This is a genomic window from Pseudomonas putida (assembly GCF_002025705.1).
In the GTDB taxonomy this organism is placed as follows: domain Bacteria; phylum Pseudomonadota; class Gammaproteobacteria; order Pseudomonadales; family Pseudomonadaceae; genus Aquipseudomonas; species Aquipseudomonas putida_J.
Genome location: NZ_CP018846.1, coordinates 1909719 through 1928142, shown reverse-complemented (window position 1 = coordinate 1928142; position 18424 = coordinate 1909719). Strand labels below are relative to the sequence as shown.

The 18424-nt window shown below is 61.8% G+C and carries 16 protein-coding genes; 10 read left to right on the top strand and 6 right to left on the bottom strand.

Features of this window, described 5'->3' with window-relative positions:
- Nucleotides 1-241: 241 nt before the first annotated feature.
- Nucleotides 242-4939 (bottom strand): hypothetical protein, encoded by a 4698-nt coding sequence (locus tag BUQ73_RS08745; RefSeq protein WP_079227479.1) that lies wholly within the window; start codon nucleotides 4937-4939, stop codon nucleotides 242-244.
- A gap of 85 nt (nucleotides 4940-5024) precedes the next feature.
- Nucleotides 5025-6101: an ABC transporter substrate-binding protein gene (locus BUQ73_RS08740; protein ID WP_079227478.1), complete on the bottom strand. Its 1077-nt coding sequence runs from the start codon at nucleotides 6099-6101 to the stop codon at nucleotides 5025-5027.
- 214 nt (nucleotides 6102-6315) lie between these two features.
- Between BUQ73_RS08740 and BUQ73_RS08735 the strand changes: the two genes are divergently transcribed.
- The 5 genes from BUQ73_RS08735 to BUQ73_RS08715 all read left to right on the top strand — a co-directional run bounded on the left by BUQ73_RS08735 (nucleotide 6316) and on the right by BUQ73_RS08715 (nucleotide 12356).
- Nucleotides 6316-7968, top strand: coding sequence for a nitrite/sulfite reductase (locus BUQ73_RS08735; protein WP_079227477.1), 1653 nt, complete (start codon nucleotides 6316-6318; stop codon nucleotides 7966-7968).
- Complete coding sequence (locus BUQ73_RS08730; RefSeq protein ID WP_027919848.1) at nucleotides 7952-8446, top strand: DUF934 domain-containing protein; 495 nt, start codon at nucleotides 7952-7954, stop codon at nucleotides 8444-8446. Before BUQ73_RS08735 ends, BUQ73_RS08730 begins: the two co-directional genes overlap by 17 nt.
- 125 nt (nucleotides 8447-8571) lie before the next feature.
- On the top strand, nucleotides 8572-10146 hold the full coding sequence (locus BUQ73_RS08725; protein ID WP_237772759.1) for a hypothetical protein: 1575 nt from the start codon (nucleotides 8572-8574) through the stop codon (nucleotides 10144-10146).
- Nucleotides 10147-10333: 187 nt separating this feature from the next.
- A complete protein-coding gene (gene dkgB, locus BUQ73_RS08720) occupies nucleotides 10334-11137 on the top strand; it encodes a 2,5-didehydrogluconate reductase DkgB (protein ID WP_079227476.1) in 804 nt (267 codons plus the stop codon).
- A 52-nt stretch (nucleotides 11138-11189) separates the two neighbouring features.
- Nucleotides 11190-12356 carry an MFS transporter gene (locus BUQ73_RS08715; protein WP_079230513.1) on the top strand — a complete coding sequence of 389 codons (1167 nt, stop codon included), beginning with the start codon at nucleotides 11190-11192 and terminating at the stop codon, nucleotides 12354-12356.
- Nucleotides 12357-12438: 82 nt separating this feature from the next.
- Here BUQ73_RS08715 and BUQ73_RS08710 read toward each other — a convergent pair whose 3' ends face one another.
- Nucleotides 12439-12912, bottom strand: coding sequence for a sn-glycerol-3-phosphate transporter (locus BUQ73_RS08710; RefSeq protein WP_079227475.1), 474 nt, complete (start codon nucleotides 12910-12912; stop codon nucleotides 12439-12441).
- Between the two features lie 74 nt (nucleotides 12913-12986).
- Here BUQ73_RS08710 and BUQ73_RS28590 point away from each other — a divergent pair, with 74 nt between their 5' ends.
- The 3 genes from BUQ73_RS28590 to BUQ73_RS08695 all read left to right on the top strand — a co-directional run bounded on the left by BUQ73_RS28590 (nucleotide 12987) and on the right by BUQ73_RS08695 (nucleotide 14781).
- On the top strand, nucleotides 12987-13451 hold the full coding sequence (locus BUQ73_RS28590) for a DUF416 family protein (protein ID WP_237772758.1): 465 nt from the start codon (nucleotides 12987-12989) through the stop codon (nucleotides 13449-13451).
- Complete coding sequence (locus tag BUQ73_RS08700) at nucleotides 13448-14179, top strand: zeta toxin family protein (protein WP_079227474.1); 732 nt, start codon at nucleotides 13448-13450, stop codon at nucleotides 14177-14179. Before BUQ73_RS28590 ends, BUQ73_RS08700 begins: the two co-directional genes overlap by 4 nt.
- A 137-nt stretch (nucleotides 14180-14316) precedes the next feature.
- A complete protein-coding gene (locus BUQ73_RS08695) occupies nucleotides 14317-14781 on the top strand; it encodes a DUF1348 family protein (protein WP_079227473.1) in 465 nt (154 codons plus the stop codon).
- Here BUQ73_RS08695 and BUQ73_RS08690 read toward each other — a convergent pair whose 3' ends face one another.
- Together BUQ73_RS08690 and BUQ73_RS08685 are read right to left on the bottom strand one after the other, a co-directional pair.
- Nucleotides 14782-16137: a sensor histidine kinase gene (locus tag BUQ73_RS08690; RefSeq protein ID WP_079227472.1), complete on the bottom strand. Its 1356-nt coding sequence runs from the start codon at nucleotides 16135-16137 to the stop codon at nucleotides 14782-14784.
- Nucleotides 16134-16844, bottom strand: a complete 711-nt coding sequence (locus tag BUQ73_RS08685; RefSeq protein ID WP_079227471.1) for a response regulator — start codon at nucleotides 16842-16844, stop codon at nucleotides 16134-16136. The genes BUQ73_RS08690 and BUQ73_RS08685 overlap by 4 nt, the downstream gene beginning before the upstream one ends.
- Nucleotides 16845-17012: 168 nt before the next feature.
- Here BUQ73_RS08685 and BUQ73_RS08680 point away from each other — a divergent pair, with 168 nt between their 5' ends.
- Both BUQ73_RS08680 and BUQ73_RS08675 read left to right on the top strand, forming a co-directional pair.
- Nucleotides 17013-17792, top strand: coding sequence for a VacJ family lipoprotein (locus tag BUQ73_RS08680; protein WP_079227470.1), 780 nt, complete (start codon nucleotides 17013-17015; stop codon nucleotides 17790-17792).
- On the top strand, nucleotides 17785-18021 hold the full coding sequence (locus tag BUQ73_RS08675) for a hypothetical protein (protein ID WP_079230511.1): 237 nt from the start codon (nucleotides 17785-17787) through the stop codon (nucleotides 18019-18021). Before BUQ73_RS08680 ends, BUQ73_RS08675 begins: the two co-directional genes overlap by 8 nt.
- 8 nt (nucleotides 18022-18029) lie before the next feature.
- Here BUQ73_RS08675 and BUQ73_RS08670 read toward each other — a convergent pair whose 3' ends face one another.
- Nucleotides 18030-18317 (bottom strand): DUF3303 domain-containing protein, encoded by a 288-nt coding sequence (locus tag BUQ73_RS08670; protein WP_027919839.1) that lies wholly within the window; start codon nucleotides 18315-18317, stop codon nucleotides 18030-18032.
- Nucleotides 18318-18424: the final 107 nt, after the last annotated feature.

The following is an 18424-nucleotide window of genomic DNA, read 5'->3' as shown; positions in this document are numbered from 1 at the left end:
CACTGGTGGCTGACCCAATACACGGCAGTGACCACCACCAGGACGATCAGGCAGAGGATCGCCCAGGCATCGACGCTGCTGTCAGCTTTGCGGACTTTGGTAGAGTTTCCCATTGCATTGCCTCTTGTAGTGGTTATGGGAATGCACTTCACAACCAGCAGTTAAGACGAGCAATGCCATTACCTCAAGCAGGGTCTTTTGCCGGTCGACGGATGACGCGCAAAGCGCCACCAACGCCCATTCAAACATTGGCAAGGCCGGCATCCCTGGCCACCGCATCATTCACCACAAGCAAGAAACCATTGCGCCTGTTCTCCAGTACGAACACCCGTAGCCCCAGCGCCAGGAAGGCACGCTCCTTGTAGGGTGAATAGGCGTTGGTGATGATCACCCTGCCATGGTTATGGACAAAGGGCATGACATGCTCTTCGACCTTTCTCATGAATTGCACTTCATCCAAGTACACATCACTGAAGTGCCCACTGAGTATGGCCAGGTCTCCCAGGTTGCTTTCACCCTCTACAACCCTGAACATCTGCCAGCCGTCGCCCCTGGAAAAGAACGTGTGTCCTCGCTCGTGGGCATGGAGGTAACTGAGGTAGTTGAGGCCGTCCAGATTTGCCAGGCCGCTGGGCAACAACAGCACCGAGCCGGCATTCCCGTCTCTGACGACGATTGACATCGGCAGATCGAGCCGGCCCAGTTCATTGATCTCCACCGGCGCACGGTGCCGGGCGGAGTTATTCTGCATGATATAGAACGCAGCGGCGATGTAAGCCCTTGCCTCCGCCTCGCCGTTGACAGGATCCGCCAGAAACGACGAGTCGGGCGCTATCACGATGTTCCCATCGATCAGTCTGTACTGAGTCTCTACCGTCGAATAGAAGTAGTGCCGTACATCGTCTCGAAAACGCCTGACCTGTACCGAGTTGACGAATTCACGTGAAGCGTCACCGTTGGGAAACCGGATCTTCAGCGTCTGCGGGTCAAACGCAAAGTCAGCGTTGTCGGCCTGCCAAAGTTCAACCAATGCTTGCTTGATTGCATGGACATGGTGCTTCACCCGGTCTGGCTGACGAACGATTTCCGCTTGCGCCAAGGCCACCAGCGGGCTGATATCGTTGACCCTGACTTCACCTCGAAACCCGGCTGCCCTGACAAAATTGCTGTAGAACCCGGAGCCTGACATCGGCTCCAGCACCCGCGTGATCAACGGCTGCCCCGCCTGCTGTGCAGACACCAGATCAGCGATCAGCGCCCCATTGATTTGCTTGGCTTCCGAGGTAATCTCCCCCGGCATGCGGAAGAAGCGCAGCGCCGTGATGTCCACTGGCAAACGCCACTGGTTGTGAAACAGCTCGACTTTGGCAGCAATGTTGGCGCTGTCGCTGCCTCGCTGCACGTCTTGAGGGGCCCTCGAAAGAAGCCTGTCGAACTCGGTGCGACGGCTGAAGTGGCGTACGAACGGATAGAAACGGTTAGCAGCCTTGTGCGTACCACCCGCCAGGCTGAAGGTTGCTTCGTGCACAGAACCCTCCAAGCCCAATGTACGCGGGACCTGCTGCGAACCGGGCCTGACCCATGGGCGCCAGGGCAACTCGTCATTGTTGTCCATCCCGCCGGGCAGGGTCCGTGCAGGTGCCCAGATGCCCGATGGCAAGCGATGCAGCCATACGCCACCGCCGGTGCCGGCAGGCCGCACCAACTCTACTTCCTGCGCCGCGACCTCTGCGGGCTTGATCCGGTAAAAGGTGGTGTTCAATCCCCGAAACGCGATGTAGCTTGCGCCGCCTCCGGCATTGTCTGCGGTGTCATGGTAGATGCGCGCCAGCGGGTTCCGGGCATGCATCGCCTTCAACCGGGTCACCACGGCCACACCCGCTACCGGGCCGTCAACCAGCCCGGCCACCGCGTCCAAGGGTTCCTGCAAGCGGCGCCACTCGCCATACCCCCGATGCAGCAGCGGCCCGCGCGCCGTGCCTGGCCCCTGCACGCGCCATGACAGGCCTTCCTGGCGCACTTCCAGTGCACCGCCCCGCCACGGCAACCAAGCCTTGCCGCCTTGCACTATCGTGCCGTCCGCGCCTGGCATCTCGGACAGCGTCAGGGCCTGTTGGCAGGCATCCAGCTCAGGGTCGGTACGCAAGTCCACACCTTTCAGGCTGCCCGGCGCTACAGGGCTGCCAGAATCGGCCAACACCTTTTCCATCACTGCCCGATTCAGTGCCTGAGCATCACCGATATTGATCCCAAGGCTGTCGCGAGCGTTGTCGTTCATCACGCGCAGCACGATGTCACTCAAGGGCGTTCGGCTGTCAGCTGCTGGCAATACCTGATCACCGTCACTGAAAATACCTCTGTAGGTATAAGCGCCCTCGTTGCCTCTGCGCTCCAACACCAGTACCTGAGGTGCTTGCTCATCACCCCAGGCCTCCAGGCTGATACCGCCCGACCGAATCCGAATGGCAACCCTCTGGCCTAGCCCCTTCTCGTTCAACAGACGAAGCATGCCACCCAGGTAAAGTGCCCGCGCCTCATGAGTCAGCGATTGGTAGCCGGACGGCCCCGGGCCGCCAGCCAAGGCTGCGAGGTCGGCCTGATAGCGGGCCTTTGCAAGGTTTGCCTGGCTGCCAGGGCGAGCCACGCAGCGCTCACATTGCGCACTGACTGCACGCGCTGCGAAACCCTGAAGCCCGCCTTCAGGGACGCTTTCATTTCCATCCACCGACACCGCCAGTAACGCCCCCTCGCCCGCTAGCACTGCGGCACGAGGGCGCGTGCCGTGATGAATGGCGCGCTCAAGCAAATACTCGCTTGCCGGACGCTTGAACTGCTCGGCCACTTCTTCTCTCAACGCAATTGCGGCAGTGCCGCGGTTGTCGCTGCCTTCTTTGGAGGCAGGTGGCGCCTGCACGAAATGAAACAGCGAATCGGCCATTGCGCCATCGCTGTTTTCTTCATTCATGCCGTAATGCCAATCGCCATGCCGGATCAGCACCACGTCACGCGTCGCCTGCCCGCGTGTCTGTGGCTCGAATATCCTGAGCGAAGTACCTTGCGCGTCCTCGACACTGATGCGTGTATCCAGCCTGTTGGCCAGCCAGCCGACCACTGGCCACTCCACGGTTTCCGGCAGTTGCGTGTAGCGTGGCGTCTCCAGCAGCAAGGCTGTGCGCGCAATGAGTTCCCGGCTGACCGCCTTGTCCGCGGAGGCTGCAAGCCCCATGTCCATTTCGGCCTTGCCTTGCCACATGGCATCCAACGCAGGCTTGCCGACGCGCGCCTGATGCAACACCGCCGACAACGCGGCATCGTCCAGCCCGCGCAGCTCTGGAGGCAGCATGTTGCGCAAGCGCTGAAGCGCCGAAGCAGGCACATCGGCACCCGGCGCGCGGCCAGGTAACAACACCCGATTCAGCTTATCGATGCGCGACTTCACCAGCAGGCCGGCCTTCCTGCCGGCCTGCATCTCCAACACCGTCTCGAAAAAGTCCACCATGACCTCTGCCGCCTCATCCCACTTCGACTGCACGACGCTCAGCGGCAGATCAATGGCCAACTGCTTGGCAAACATGGCTTTGAACAGTAACGCGCGGCCCGGAAACTTCACATTGCCAGGTACCGCAATCAGAACGGTATCGAGCACGAAGGCAAGCAGCTCCAGGCCGATACGTTTGGCATGCTCCAGGCTGCTTGCCTGATTGGGCGTAAAATGGTCTTTGACCCGGCCAGCCAGCAGGGCGGCGTAAAACCCAGCCAATCGGTCGACGACCGAACTGCGCGACAGTGGATAGGGTGCCGTGAAGCGAACGTCGTTCGCCGCGCGCTCGTAATCGGCCTTGCTCGCATAGACGCCAGCACCTTGCGCCCAGTAGGCGGTCGCCGGGTAGCGGATACTCTGCGGCAGTGGCTGCGGTAGCCTGATACTGACCGCCAGCTGTGCCGATGGCGTGAGCAGTGACCACGACCAGCCCGCACGGTTACGCCGGGTGCTCCAAAGATCCTGGCGAAACGCTTGGGTGAATACCTGCATCGCCGTGAAACCAGCATTGGGGTCGGGCAAAAAGAGCCTGCCTTCGGGGAGGGTTGCGACATAGACAAAGTCGTCGCCGGCTGCCTTCAGCACGAACGCCGGCAAATCGTGCCCCTCCACTCGCAGCATGAAGTTGCCTTGGTGCAACACTTGGCCAATGACCGGTAACCCATGGCTGAAAACTCCTGCCAGCGACAAACCCGCGCTCGCCTGCAGCCGCTGATATTGCACCGCGCTGATCCGGCCCACTTTCAAGGCGTCGAGCAAAGCGATCTCGAAATTGGCATTCGACTCGCGGCGAATCATCAAGGCGTTTTCTCGCTGGGCGACCCAAGCCTCGCACTGGCTGGCTATCGACTGGCCGATATCAAGCTGGCGCCCCATGCCGATGACCTCATCGACCGTGACCGGGCTCCCATCTTGCTTGGCAAAGCGTTCGCCGTTGAGTGTCAGCCAGCTGTTGCCGACAAAATCGTTCGCATCTTTGGTCAGGCGCGGGGACGCAAGCTGGATCGGCGTTCCGCGCGAAAGCCACGTCCACAAGGGTTCGCTCATCGAAGGGTGTGCCACGCGCGCGGTGTGGATACGCACGTCATCCACGCTCACCTCGCGCGCAGACAGGGAGGCAAGGTGCTGGCCAACCTGTGCCTTGGTGGCTTCGATAATCTGGCCGAGCGCTTCAGCGCCAACTCGGGGCGTACCATACAGAGCGTCCAGCCGGGCACGCTGTGGTTTGTCGAGGCTCCCATAGAAGGCTCGCAGCACCTCCTGCGCCTTGGCAAACAGATCTGCAGCGCGGCTTTCATCAGCCGTCAGGAGGGTCGGGGCATAACCACGGGGATACAAGGTGATGAGGGGATCGGCTTCAGGCGAGATCGCGCTATCGGCTGCTGGCAATTCAGACATGACAGGCTCCGGAAAAAAGGAGCTGTCATCTCAGCAAACCTCGAGTGCCTGCCAGCGGTACTTAATTCTCCCGGGAATGGCGCATTCAATAGGCCATGGGCGATGTCAGGAACGGGTACTGATACCCTGCCGGGTGCCCTTGGGCGCTGTACGCCTTGAAGTCGATACCGAGATCGTCCTGTTCAAGCAACTTGAGCCAGCGCTTGGCCTTCACCTGATCAATCGACTGCAGCACCGGCATGCTGTGCTCGCGCAGGCCGTCACGGTCGATCGCAATGCCATGGGCATCGTCACTCAACATGACCATCGCCCAGCCGCCCAAGGTGAAGTGCCCTCCCATCAGTACACTCAGGCGCCCGTCAATACGTGCTCGCAAGGCCTCTGGCGAGCTGTTGACAGCGCTGAACACCACATCGCGCCCCGGCTTGCGTCCAGCTTCCTCGAACGCCCGCATGGCACCCAGGGCCATCTGGTCGTTGGCTGCCCACACCAGTTGGGTCTCGGGGTAGCGTTGAATTAGCTGTTGCGCCTGCTCATAGGCCCGTTCGCGGCTCCAGCCGCCATACACCACCTGGCGCAGACGCACCTGGGGGAAGTCGGCCAGAGCGCGGCGCATGCCTTCTTCGCGCAACTGCGAGGCCGGCGTGGTCTTGACCCCGGAGAACGCCACCAGGTCGATCGGTTCGTTGCTGCGCGGCAGCGAGGCGACCATCTCATGCAACATGCGGAAACCGGCCTGCTCATCATTGGCGGTCAAGGTACCCAACACTGCAGGGTACTTGTCCGGCTGGGCCAGGATGCTCTTGGCCTGGCTGCTGGTGAGGCCGTTGTTGACCAGGAACAGCTTGACCCCGGTCCCTCGGGACAGGCGGATGACCTCTGGCGCCACGTACTGCTCGTTGACCAGCACCAGGTAATCGGGCCGCTGCGGGCCCTGGAGGATCGTGCGCGCCTGGTTCAACGCACGTTCGGCATTACGCTCGCTGTACTCCACCCGCAGCGTCATGCCCAGCTCATCGGCAGCAGCCTGCATGAAGCGCGCGTAACTGGTCCAGAACGTCTCGTTTGACTGACCAGGATTGAGAAAAACCACAGAAGCGGCCTGAGCGGAGGCTGCCAGTGGCAGGCTCAGGCACAAGCTTTGGCAAAGCGCCTTGAGCATGCGGATACACCCATTGAAACAAACCACCGAGTATAAACCTGTCGCACTCGGGGGTAACAAATGCCAGTCAGTCTCACTTAGTTCGTTTGGTTCTTTTCATATGCAAAAACATCACTTTAGCGCATAAACCCAACCTGCTATCGTTCCCCGGCTCCGAACCGGAGTGCGCGGCCGTGCGCGCGAATAGCTGCATGCAGCCTGAGACAGGACTTTTATGTACGTATACGACGAGTACGATCAGCGGATCATCGAGGACCGCGTCAAGCAGTTCCGTGATCAGACCCGCCGCTACCTGGCCGGTGAGCTGAGCGAAGAAGAATTCCGCCCTCTGCGCCTGCAGAACGGCCTTTACATCCAACGTTTCGCGCCGATGCTGCGTGTCGCCGTGCCGTACGGCCAGCTGAACGCCACCCAGGTTCGCACCCTGGCCAAGATCGCCCGCGACTACGACAAGGGCTACGCCCACATTTCCACGCGCCAGAACGTGCAGTACAACTGGCCGGCGCTGGAAGACATCCCGGACATCCTCGCCGAGCTGGCCACCGTGCAGATGCACGCAATCCAGACCAGCGGCAACTGCCTGCGCAACACCACCACCGACCAGTTCGCCGGTGTTGCCGCAGATGAAATCGTCGACCCGCGCCCATGGTGCGAAATCGTCCGCCAGTGGACCACCTTCCACCCGGAATTCGCCTACCTGCCGCGCAAGTTCAAGATTGCCATCAACGGCTCCAAGGAAGACCGTGCCGCCATCGAAGTCCACGACATCGGCCTGGAGCCGGTGCGCAACGCCGCTGGCGAGTTGGGCTTCCGCGTGCTGGTCGGTGGCGGCCTGGGCCGTACTCCGGTGGTCGGCTCGTTCATCAACGAGTTCCTGCCGTGGCAGGACCTGATCAGCTACCTCGACGCCATCCTGCGCGTGTACAACCGTTACGGTCGCCGTGACAACAAGTACAAGGCGCGGATCAAGATCCTGGTCAAGGCGCTGACCCCGGAAGTGTTCGCCGAGAAGGTCGAGGCCGAAATGGCCCACCTGCGTGGCGGCAGCACCACCCTGACCGAAGCAGAAGTCCAGCGCGTGTCGCGCCACTTCGTCGACCCGGACTACCTGGCCCTCGACAACGTCGATTACAGCGCCCAGGACGCCGAATTCCCAGGCTTCGCCCGCTGGCGCTCGCGCAACACCCGCGCCCACAAGCGCCCAGGCTATGTGTCGGTAACCCTGTCGCTGAAGCCTACCGGCGTTGCCCCTGGCGACCTGACCGACAAACAGCTGGACGCCGTGGCGGACCTCGCCGAGCGTTACAGCTTCGGCTTCCTGCGCACCTCCCACGAGCAGAACATCATCCTCGCCGACGTAGAGCAGCGCCAGCTGCACGCGCTGTGGATGGAACTGCGCGAGGGCGGCTTCGCCACGCCGAACATCGGCCTGCTGACCGACATCATCTGCTGCCCGGGTGGTGATTACTGCTCGCTGGCCAACGCCAAGTCGATCCCGATCGCCGAATCCATCCAGCGCCGTTTCGACGACCTGGACTACCTGTTCGACATCGGCGAGATCGACCTGAACATCTCCGGCTGCATGAACGCCTGCGGCCACCACCACGTCGGCCACATCGGCATCCTCGGGGTGGACAAGAAGGGCGAGGAGTTCTACCAGGTATCGCTGGGCGGCAACGCCGCGCGCGACGCAAGCCTGGGCAAGATCCTCGGCCCGTCCTTCGCCCAGGATGACATGGCCGATGTGATCGAGAAGCTGATCGCCGTGTACGTCGAACAACGTACCGAGGAAGAGCGTTTCATCGACACCTACCAGCGTATCGGCATCGACCCCTTCAAGGAACGCGTCTATGCAGCGAATCATTAAGAACAACCAGATCGTCGACGAAACCTGGCACCTGCTGCCCAAGGACTTCTCGTTCGACGAACTGAGCAACTGCGACGACTACATCGTCCCGCTGCAGATGTGGCGCGACCATGCCCACGTGCTCAAGGCCCGCGACGGCGGCCTGGGCGTGTGGCTGGACAGCGACGAGCAGGCGGAAGAAATCGGCGACGACGTGCAGCACTTCCAGGTCATCGCCCTGAACTTCCCGGCCTTCACCGACGGGCGCAACTACTCCAATGCGCGCCTGCTCCGTGACCGCTACGGCTTCAAGGGCGAGTTGCGCGCCATTGGCGACGTACTGCGTGACCAGCTGTTCTTCATGGCCCGTTGCGGCTTCGACGCGTTCGCCATCCGTGCCGACAAAGACCCGGAAGACGCGCTGCAAAGCCTGAAGGACTTCTCGGTGACCTACCAGGGCGCCACCGACGAACCGCTGCCGCTGTTCCGCCGCCGCTGATCGTTGCCGGCAATGCCCACGGCCCGCCTTTATGGCGGGCCGTTTCGTTTGTACGCAATACACACTCAGGTTTCCTGAGGCCGCGCCGATAGCCTTGATACCCACAGAATCTGCATGGAACGCTGATGATGAATCCGATTGCTGCCGTTCGCCCCCTCCCCGTCCAGGTCACGCCTGCCGCGACTTCCCAGTTGAACGCGACCAGCCAGGTCGCCAGCACGTTGACGCAGGCGAGTACACAGGTGGTCCTCGGCCAGCAATTGATCGGCATGGACAGCGACATCTACTCCGCCAAAGGCACCCTGCAAAACATCTCCAGCCGCTATGTCTGGGAAGCGCCAGGTGTCGACAAGCTTAGCCAGTACATGGCCGCTGCCATTCAATCGGGCTCGACCAGCGCGCGCTTCCAGGGCCTGGGGGCAGCGCTGATGGCGCAACTGGCCGCCAATGGCGGTGCGACCATCGCCCAATCCGGCCTACTGGTGAACGACGCGTCCGCGCCAAACCCGCTGATCCTGGGCCTGCAGCAGTCGGGGCTGCGCGAATACGCCAGCAACAGCATCACCTTCAGCCTCACCACCGCTTCCGGCGCCACCGTGACCCTGGGCCTGTACAGCAGCGAGCAAGGCCTGGCCGTGAATGCACAGGTTCAGGGCGGCACGCTCAACGCCAAGGAGCTGGATGGCCTGGCAGCGCTGGCTGGCAGCTTCCAGTCGGCCATCAACGGCCTGACCCAGGAACCGCCAAGCCTCCAGCTCGGCGCGCTGGTCAAGCTCGACCCGACGCTGTTCACCGGCCTGCAACTCGACGCGCAGCTGGTCACCAGCAGCGGCGAACCGCAAACCTTCGAACTGCGCCTGGACGACCAGACGCGCAGCTTGAAACTGCAGGGCCCCAGTGGCGAGGTGAAGATGAGCTTCGACACCCAGGGCGGCGAGTTGCTGGGGAGCCAAGCCATGCGCCAGGCGGCGCTGGCCAACTACTTGAATCAGTTTGACGCCGCGCAGCAGCGTGGCCACGGCGACAAACAACTGATGGGCCTTTTCAAGGATGCCTTCAGCCAGCTCAACAGCGTCGATGACAACCACACCCGCCCGGCCAACTCGGCCGTGGCCCTGAACAAGAACAGCCGATTGCTGCTCAGCGGCCTGGCCGACTTCAACGCATCGATCAGCCAGCCCACGAAGCAGCCAAATCCCCTGAAGCCGGAGGAGGCAGATGGTTTCAGCTACCAGGCTTCTCAGTCGACCAGGATCGATACCGACCCCAACCTTCGCGTGGAGCAGCAACAACAGGCCAACCTGCGGGCCGCATGGCACGAAGGACTTAACCCAGGGATGGACCTGCAGCTGACCCGTGACAACGAATCACAGAATTATCGCTACCACGAAGTCAACGACCAGTCGAACAGCACTACTCGCCTGGGCTGGCGCAAGGGTGTGATGACAGATGCCAGTGTGTCGCAGCAGGCGACCCAGAAAGAACGAGTTCGCACCTACCAGAAAGGCATCGAGACATCAGACCTCAACAACAAAACTTCCAGCAGCAAGGATCGTGACTTGCTGGGTGTTCTCGACACTTTGCTGCGGCAGGACCGTGAGGCACAGCGCATCGGCGTGCAGTCAACGCTGGAGCGTCAGGTAGCGGACCTGAGCCGGCTATGGTTACTGCAATCCACCTCGGCGCTTATCGAGAATTGAAGGTGCCGCCTTATCGGTTTTGCATGAGCCAATGGCCTATTCGTGATTTCAGGACAAATGACCTTAGCTGAGCGCTGCCTTAATCAATCGCGCTGAAACCCGCACACTGCTCCGCACTCGAACAGTGATCGAGTCCGAGCCACACGGCTCGGTTCGGTCCGACGTTCATTCATCAGGAGCAGATCCCATGAGCATTCCATCCTTCGGCCTCGGTACTTTCCGCCTCAAGGGCCAGGCCGTCATCGACTCGGTGAAGGCCGCCCTTGAACTGGGCTACCGAGTCATCGACACCGCGCAGATCTACCAGAACGAAGCCGATGTCGGCCAGGCCATCGCCGAAAGCGGCGTACCGCGCAGCGAGCTGTTCATCACCACCAAGATCTGGGTTGAAAACTACGCCGCCGACAAGCTGATCCCCAGCCTGCGCGACAGCCTGCAGAAACTGCGCACCGACTACGTCGACCTGCTGCTGATCCACTGGCCGGCTCCGGGCAACGGCGTCGAACTGGGCGAATACATGGCAGCCCTTGCCGAGGCCAAGAAGCTGGGCCTGAGCCGCCAGATCGGCGTGTCCAACTTCAATATCGAATTGACCCGCCAGGCCATCGCCGTGGTCGGCAAAGGCGAAATCGCCACCAACCAGATCGAGCTCAGCCCGTACCTGCAGAACAGCAAGCTGACGGCGTTCCTCAAGGAACAAGGCATCACCGTCACCTCGTACATGACCCTGGCCTACGGCAAGGTCCTGAAAGACCCGGTGCTGACCGAGATCGCCAACAAGCACAAGGCCACTGTCGCCCAAGTCGCCTTGGCCTGGGCCATGCAGCAGGGTTATGCGGTTATCCCGTCTTCGACCAAACGCGAGAACCTGGCCAGCAACCTGCTCGCCCGCGACCTGCGCCTGGACGACGAGGACATGGCCCGTATCGCCAAACTCGAGCGCAATGGCCGCGAAGTCAGCCCTGAAGGCCTGGCACCGATCTGGGACTGATGCCATGACCACGCCCCTGCAACCCCTGGGCACTGCCAGTGAAGCCCGCACAATGAAGCCTGCTCGGGTGCTGTTCGCCTTGGCCATCGGTGCCTTTGGCATCGGCACCACCGAGTTCACCCCGATGGGCCTGCTGCCGGTGATCGCCCAGGGCGTCGACGTGAGCATCCCCAGCGCCGGCATGCTGATTACCGCCTATGCCATCGGCGTGATGGTCGGGGCGCCGATCATGACCTTGCTGTTCAGCCGCTTCGGCAAACGCGCAGCGCTGATGGCCCTGATGGCGATTTTCACCCTGGGCAACCTGCTCTCGGCACTGTCACCGGACTACTACAGCCTGCTCGCCTCGCGCCTGGTCACCAGCCTCAACCATGGGGCCTTCTTCGGCCTTGGTGCCGTGGTGGCCGCCAGCGTCGTGCCCAAGGAAAAACAGGCCAGCGCCGTGGCGACCATGTTCATGGGCCTGACCATCGCCAACATCGGCGGTGTGCCGGCTGCCACCTGGGTTGGCCAGCAAGTCGGCTGGCGCATGGCCTTCGCCGGCACGGCGGTTCTCGGCCTGCTGGCCATGGCCGCCCTGTGGTACGCCCTGCCCAAGGGTGAACGCGGCAGCGTGCCGCATGTGCGCAAGGAACTGGCGGTGATCGCCCGCCCCAGCGTGCTACTGGCGATGGCAACCACGGTGCTGGGGGCTGGCGCCATGTTCACCCTGTATACCTACGTGGCGCCAGTGCTGGCGGAACTGACCGGTGCCTCGGACAGTTTCGTCACCCTTGGCCTGGTGCTGATCGGCGTAGGCTTCACCTTGGGCAACAGCCTGGGTGGCCGCCTGGCTGACTGGTCACTGGAGGGTGCGGCGAAGATTTTCCTCGGCTTGCTTGCGCTGATCATGCTGCTGATGCCACTGGTACTGGGCAGCCATGTCGGCGCCGCCATCGCCTTGCTGGTGTGGGGCATGTTCACCTTCGCGGTGGTGCCACCGCTGCAGATGCGGGTGATGACCGCCGCCATCGAGGCACCTGGGCTGGCGTCGTCGATCAACGTAGGTGCGTTCAACCTGGGTAACGCCGTAGGCGCGGCCTTGGGCGGCGCGGTGATCAGCCTGAACCTTGGTTACGCTGCAGTACCGATGGCCGGCGGCGTGCTGGCGGCTGCCGGGTTGCTGCTGGTGTGGCTCGGTGGGCGCAACAAGGCTGGGGTAGCACTGGCTGCCGACTGAGATGGCTCTGTAGGAGCGGCCTTGCCGGTCCGGCGCCCCGGCAAGGCCGCTCCTACAATGGCCCTCGCCAACCTGTAGAAGATCAGAACCGCAACCCGACGTTGACCATCCCCGCAGCCCCTCCCAGCACCACGAACTCGGCCCCCACTGGCCCCCAGTGAGCCCCGAACGATGGAATGATCACCGGCGCGACGCCGAAGTGGTTCAACGGAATCTTGTCGTCATACTCGCCCTTGTAGCCCTCGATCAACCCGGCGCTCAGCTTGGCATAGACCGGATAGCGCTCATGTTCCCAGACCTTGCCCAGGTAGGCGTAGTACGACCGCTGGGAGAACGAGTTCTTGAAGGTCGCTGCGCCCCACAGCAAGCCGTCGGTATAGATACGCTCGATGCCGAACAGTTCCTGGTGGTTGTTGTGCTCCGGGTCGTGGGTCCAGTGCTTGGTATAGGCGCTGGTCTGCACATACCAATAGTCCCCCTCTCGCTCGCCTTCTTCGGCATTGGCGGCCAGACTCACTGCCAGCAGCCCGATCGCTGCAATTGACGTCCTGTTCATGCTCGATGCCTCGCTGGACAATCCAGTGACACTAGCCGCGCCGTGTGGATCGCGCCATAGGTAAAGCCCTGGATATGCTCCGCAAGCGCAACGAAGCAGAATTGGACTACACGTCGTGGCGAAAACAGCTAAGCGCCTTTGTGCCAGACTCAGGCACGACCTTTTTCGGGACCGCCACCATGCCATCCTTTGATGCCTTTTTACCGAGCCAGCGCTATGATGCCTCTCACGCTTACAATCTGTTTCAGGTTGTCTGGAGGTATCTACCCATGGCTGCAAAAGCCAAGCATGCCACTGAAATCGAGCTTGACGCACTGGAGCAGTTGATTCCCGACTGTGCCACCGAAGCAACGCATTCCGCTTATCTGCGGGCGCTGCAGGTGAGCCTCCATGGCGTACTACGTACTGATGATGGTCATCTCGTGCGGGTTGCTGCTGACGGCTCCAAAACGGTAGTCGCCAATGCCAGACCCCGGCGAAAAGTCAATGTTGGCGAGAAGATCAGCGTCAGGAAGGTCAGTGAGAATCCGGCCCAGTGAAGGCCCCCAGGCTTCGCGTTTTCGCTGGTCCCAATGGATCTGGCAAAAGTACGATCAAAGCTGACCTGCCCGCAGCCCTCACGCGAATTTTTGTCAATGCCGACGAATTGGAAAGAGAAGCCAGAATCACTGGTTTTATCGACCTGGCAGTCTTCGGTATCGAAATCAGCCTGGCTGAACTGGTTTTATTTCACATCGATCATTACCTGATACAGCAGAAGCAACTGACTGACGAAGCCAGAATGCTGGGGAAGCACGGCACTAAAGTCGACTATCGACAGATCGAGGTGAATTCCTATTTCGCCTCCGTCCTTTCTGACCTCATTCGGCAACGCTTGCTCGTTGAAGGCGTCAGCTTCAGTTTCGAAACGGTCATGTCGCACCCCAGCAAGATCGAGTTCATGCAGAACGCCCAAGCGTGTGGCTACCGCACCTACCTCTACTTCGTCTCAACTGAAAACCCTGAAATCAATATCGACCGGGTACAGATTCGTGTGCAGGAGGGTGGCCATCCAGTCAGGCCAGATCTCGTAAGAAAACGCTACGCACGCGCGTTGGACTTGTTGCCGGATGCCATCGCCGTCAGCAACCGCGCCTACGTGTTCGACAACTCGGGTGATCACGCGGTCTGGCTGGCGGAAATCACTGAAGGTACCGAACTGCAATATCGGGCCGAAGAAATACCCGACTGGTTCTTCGATGCTTACGTCGACGAAGTCGAGCCCTGAATGCAAGCGAGGGTCAGGACGCTCGCAAGCCGTTTATTCCACCTGCCGCAATAATGAAATGCCAAGCGCACCGATTCTCGGGCACGCCAGCGAGTACTACGCTACTTCCTGCCAACCAGTCCCCAGGAGCCACCCCGATGTCCCGCCCTCCACTGCCTCCCTTCACCCGCGAAACCGCCATCCAGAAGGTCCGCCTCGCCGAGGACGGCTGGAACAGCCGCGACCCTGCCAAAGTCGCACTGGCCTATACCGTCGATACCGCCTGGCGCAATCGCGTCGAGTTCCCCCGTGGCCGCGCCGAGGTCGAGGCGTTTCTGACCCGCAAGTGGAACCATGAACTGGAATACCGGCTGATCAAGGAACTGTGGGCCTTCACCGGCAACCGAATCGCCGTGCGCTATGCCTACGAATACCATGACGACAGCGGTCAGTGGTTCCGAGCGTATGGCAACGAAAACTGGGAGTTCGCCGAAGATGGCTTGATGCAGAACCGCTTTTCCAGCATCAACGAACACCCTATCACTGAAGCAGAGCGCAAGTTCCGCTGGCCGCTCGGCCGGCGCCCGGACGACCACCCGGGGCTGAGCGACCTGGGCCTCTGATCAGCCCACAGGCAAGCTGACCTTGACCTCCAGCCCGCCGCCCAAGCGATTGGCCAGGGTCACGCTGCCTCCCTGCTCCAGCACAATCGCGCGCACCGCAGGCAAGCCAAGCCCGACGCCACCGGTGTCGCGATTACGCGAACCCTCTATACGGAAAAATGGCGCGAATACCCGCTCCTGCAATTCCGGCGCAATACCCGGCCCGCGGTCCAGCACCGTGATTTCCAGTTGCTCGGCAGTGACCGCCAGGCGCATCTCAGGCGCAAGGCCATACTTGACCGCGTTGTCGACCAGGTTCACCAGCACCCGCTTGATACCCACGGGCCGCCCGACGTAGACACAGCGCCGCGGTGCATCGAGCGCAACTTTGATGCCCGCGTCCTTGAAGTCGTCCACCACTGTTTGCAGCATCTCTGCCAGGTCGAACGCCGTGGTTTGCTCAAGCCGCGCATCATCACGGAAGAACTCCAGCGCGGCATCGACCATGGCCTGCATTTCGTCAACATCCCTGAACAGCCTGGCCTGCAATTCGCCGTCCTCGATGAACTCGCCGCGCAGGCGCATGCGCGTCAAGGGCGCACGCAAGTCGTGGGAAATCGCCGCCAGCATTTGTGTGCGGTCATTCACAAAGTGCCTGAGCTGCGCCTGGGTGGCATTGAAGGCGAGTATTGCCTGGCGCAGATCATGGGGGCCGACTACCGGGATCGGCGGGGCGTTGAAGTCCTTGCCAAAACGCCGCGCGCCTTCGGCGAAGCGTTCGAGCGGACGGGCCAGATAGCGTGTGGCGAACAGCGCGACCAGCAGGCTGGACGCCAGCATCAAGGCAAGGATGATCAGGTTGCGCGGCAGTTCGTCCAGCCCCCAGCTGCGGTCCGTGGCACGGTACAGCACCCAACTCTTGTCACTCAGTTCGATCATCAGGGCGTAGCCGCGCGCCGGTGCATACTCCGGCAGATCGGACGGCTCGAAAGCCTGAATCCGTGCATCGGGCCGTTTCAGCAATGCGCGCAGGGTTGGCGCGCCCTTGCGAAACTCAGCATCGACCAGCACAGGCACATTGGCTTCGTCATGGCTGCGCAACCATTGCACGGTGTAAGAACCGTCCCCCGCAGCACTGGCGATACTAGCCCGTTGGGTGACCGGCGCAGCATCGAGAATGCGGGTAACGGTGGCAACCTTGTCGATCACCCCGCTTTCCAGCAATGGCGGCTGCGCCCAAACGCTCAGCAACAGGCTGAACAGCACTTTGAGCAATAGCAGGATGAGCATCGCGGTCAGGGTGGTCAGGGCTATCCAGCGGGCGATGGTGATCCGTGGCCGCGGCAGGGCCTTGCGCAGCCTGCTCAGCAGGCTCATCGCCTGACCACGCTGGCAGTGAACAGGTAGCCGACGTTGCGCATGGTGCGGATCAGCGGTTGAGTGCCAGCTTCACCCTCCAGCTTGCGCCGCAGCCGGCTGACCTGGACGTCGATGCTGCGGTCATAGGCCTCGTAGGCTTCACCCCGGGCCAGGTCCAGCAATTGCTGGCGGCTGAGCACCCGCCGCGGGTGCTCGGCAAACACCAGCAGCAGCTCGAACTCACCGTTGGAAAGCGGAATCATGACCTGCTCTGGCGAACGCAGCTCACGCCGCAGCACATCCAGTTGCCAGCCAGAAAACTCCAGCACCGTGCACGGGTTAGCGGCCCCGCCGGCCGATGCTTCGCTTACCCTGCGCAACACCGCTCGCACCCGCGCCAGCAGCTCGCGGGCGGCAAATGGTTTGGTCAGGTAATCATCTGCCCCCAGCTCCAGGCCGACCACGCGATCGCTCAGCTCTGCCATGGCCGTGAGCATGATCACCGCCACCTTGTGCTCGGCGCGCAAACGTTGGCACAGCACCAGGCCACTGTCGCCCGGCAGCATCACATCGAGAATCACCAGGTCAGGCACCCGCCGCTCCAGGGCTTGCCAGAGCCCCTTGCCATCGCGCGCCACATCGACCTCATAGCCGTGCTGACGGAGAAACTTCTGCAGCAGGTCGAGTACTTCAACATCATCGTCAACAATCAGCAAATGGCTCACACAAAGGTACCGCGAACAAAGGCAATGAGTGCTTACTGTAAGGCCATCTCCGGGCCGCAGTCATATATTTCAACCCGGAAACAAAGTGTCAGACACGAGATAATCCGGACATTCCCAGGCAATCAATCCCCCGCAGCATCGGCGCCACTTCTTCACAGGAATGTGCCTATGCCCACCTCTTCTGCTGCCTGGTCATCTGCCCGCAACACGGTCCTGGCCTTGTCGCTGCTTGCCGCCAGCGGCTGCAGCCAGCGCCCGCCGGCCAGTGCCTGCGGCCCTGTCGCCCATCAGCTCAGCGACCCGGCCGAACCCGCCAACCGCGCCGTGTTCGCCTTCAACCGCAGCGTCGACGACTACCTGCTGGCGCCGGTCGCCCGTGGCTACACCGCCTTGCCGAACTTCGCCCAGCAAGGCATGCATAACTTCGCCGTCAACTTCGGTGAACCAAAGGTATTCGTCAACGACGTGCTGCAAGGTAACGGCGAACGGGCGATGACCAGCCTGAGCCGCTTCATCTTCAACACCACCCTCGGCGTGGCCGGCCTGATCGATGTTTCCGGCAAGATGGGGCTTGCCCGCCATGAGTCGGACTTCGGCCAGACCTTCGGCGTGTGGAACATCGCCGATGGCCCGATCGTCGAGCTGCCGCTGCTGGGCTCGCACAACCTGCGCGATGCGACTGGCCGGGTATTAGGCTTGGCGGTGGACCCGTTCGGCGACAACAGCGATACGGTCGAAACCTTGAGCACCGTGGCCTTGGCCGGTGGTGTGGTGGATGGCCGCGCGCAGGCGTTGCCGCTGACCGACAAACTGCGCACCCAGCCAGATTACTACCGGGCCCTGCGCGATTACACCGCGCAACAGCGCGCCAACCGGGTGGTCGAAGGCAAGCTCGGTGCACCCGGCAAGCGCCCGGACCACTGCCAGGGAGGGCATGCCGGTGAATGAGGCTGTTTCACTGTTCCGCCGCGTGGAAAGCGGGGCCGAACAGCCGGTGCTGTTGCACGAACTCGAAGCCCGCGTCTCGGCGGATGGGCGCGAACTGATTGTCAGCCGTTATCGGGAGCGCTATGGCGATGATGGCGACGCCCAGCGCCACGAAGTGCATCGCCGCGTACCGATCGCTGCATTGCTCAAGTGGATGGCCAGAGAAGCCACGACACCCCAGCCATCCTGATGACCTTGTCAGTGCGTCATCTTGCTCACTGCGGCCGCCAGTATCGGGGCCAGCTCTGTATCGGTCATCGCCGGGCAGACCTGCATGTGCATCAGGTCACTCCAGTCCAGCGTCCAGTGCAACACCGGCTGCAGGTCATTGCTTTCAACCACGGCAAAGCCCTGCAGTTCGCCTACCGCATGCCAACGACCATGGACCTTCAGCTCGGCGGGCGGCACGCCGCCGGTCTTGGCGAAGCGGGCCATGACGGCGTTGCGGTTTTCCGGGGCAATGCTCCATTGAATGATGAAGAGCATGTGGCACCTCCCAGTAGCTCGGCACCTGTGCCAAACACGCGCTCCGGGGGCGCCGGGGCCTGGAGCGGGTGAATGCGCCATGATTAGGCATAGCAGTATGGGCAGCC

Excerpts from the sequence above, each read along its gene's own strand:
- BUQ73_RS08745 (WP_079227479.1), bottom strand. The coding sequence starts at position 4,939 with ATGTCTGAATTGCCAGCAGCCGATAGCGCGATCTCGCCTGAAGCCGAT.
- BUQ73_RS08740 (WP_079227478.1), bottom strand. The coding sequence starts at position 6,101 with ATGCTCAAGGCGCTTTGCCAAAGCTTGTGCCTGAGCCTGCCACTGGCA.
- BUQ73_RS08735 (WP_079227477.1), top strand. The coding sequence starts at position 6,316 with ATGTACGTATACGACGAGTACGATCAGCGGATCATCGAGGACCGCGTC.
- BUQ73_RS08730 (WP_027919848.1), top strand. The coding sequence starts at position 7,952 with ATGCAGCGAATCATTAAGAACAACCAGATCGTCGACGAAACCTGGCAC.
- BUQ73_RS08725 (WP_237772759.1), top strand. The coding sequence starts at position 8,572 with ATGATGAATCCGATTGCTGCCGTTCGCCCCCTCCCCGTCCAGGTCACG.
- dkgB (WP_079227476.1), top strand. The coding sequence starts at position 10,334 with ATGAGCATTCCATCCTTCGGCCTCGGTACTTTCCGCCTCAAGGGCCAG.
- BUQ73_RS08715 (WP_079230513.1), top strand. The coding sequence starts at position 11,190 with ATGAAGCCTGCTCGGGTGCTGTTCGCCTTGGCCATCGGTGCCTTTGGC.
- BUQ73_RS08710 (WP_079227475.1), bottom strand. The coding sequence starts at position 12,912 with ATGAACAGGACGTCAATTGCAGCGATCGGGCTGCTGGCAGTGAGTCTG.
- BUQ73_RS28590 (WP_237772758.1), top strand. The coding sequence starts at position 12,987 with ATGCTCCGCAAGCGCAACGAAGCAGAATTGGACTACACGTCGTGGCGA.
- BUQ73_RS08695 (WP_079227473.1), top strand. The coding sequence starts at position 14,317 with ATGTCCCGCCCTCCACTGCCTCCCTTCACCCGCGAAACCGCCATCCAG.
- BUQ73_RS08690 (WP_079227472.1), bottom strand. The coding sequence starts at position 16,137 with ATGAGCCTGCTGAGCAGGCTGCGCAAGGCCCTGCCGCGGCCACGGATC.
- BUQ73_RS08680 (WP_079227470.1), top strand. The coding sequence starts at position 17,013 with ATGCCCACCTCTTCTGCTGCCTGGTCATCTGCCCGCAACACGGTCCTG.
- BUQ73_RS08670 (WP_027919839.1), bottom strand. The coding sequence starts at position 18,317 with ATGCTCTTCATCATTCAATGGAGCATTGCCCCGGAAAACCGCAACGCC.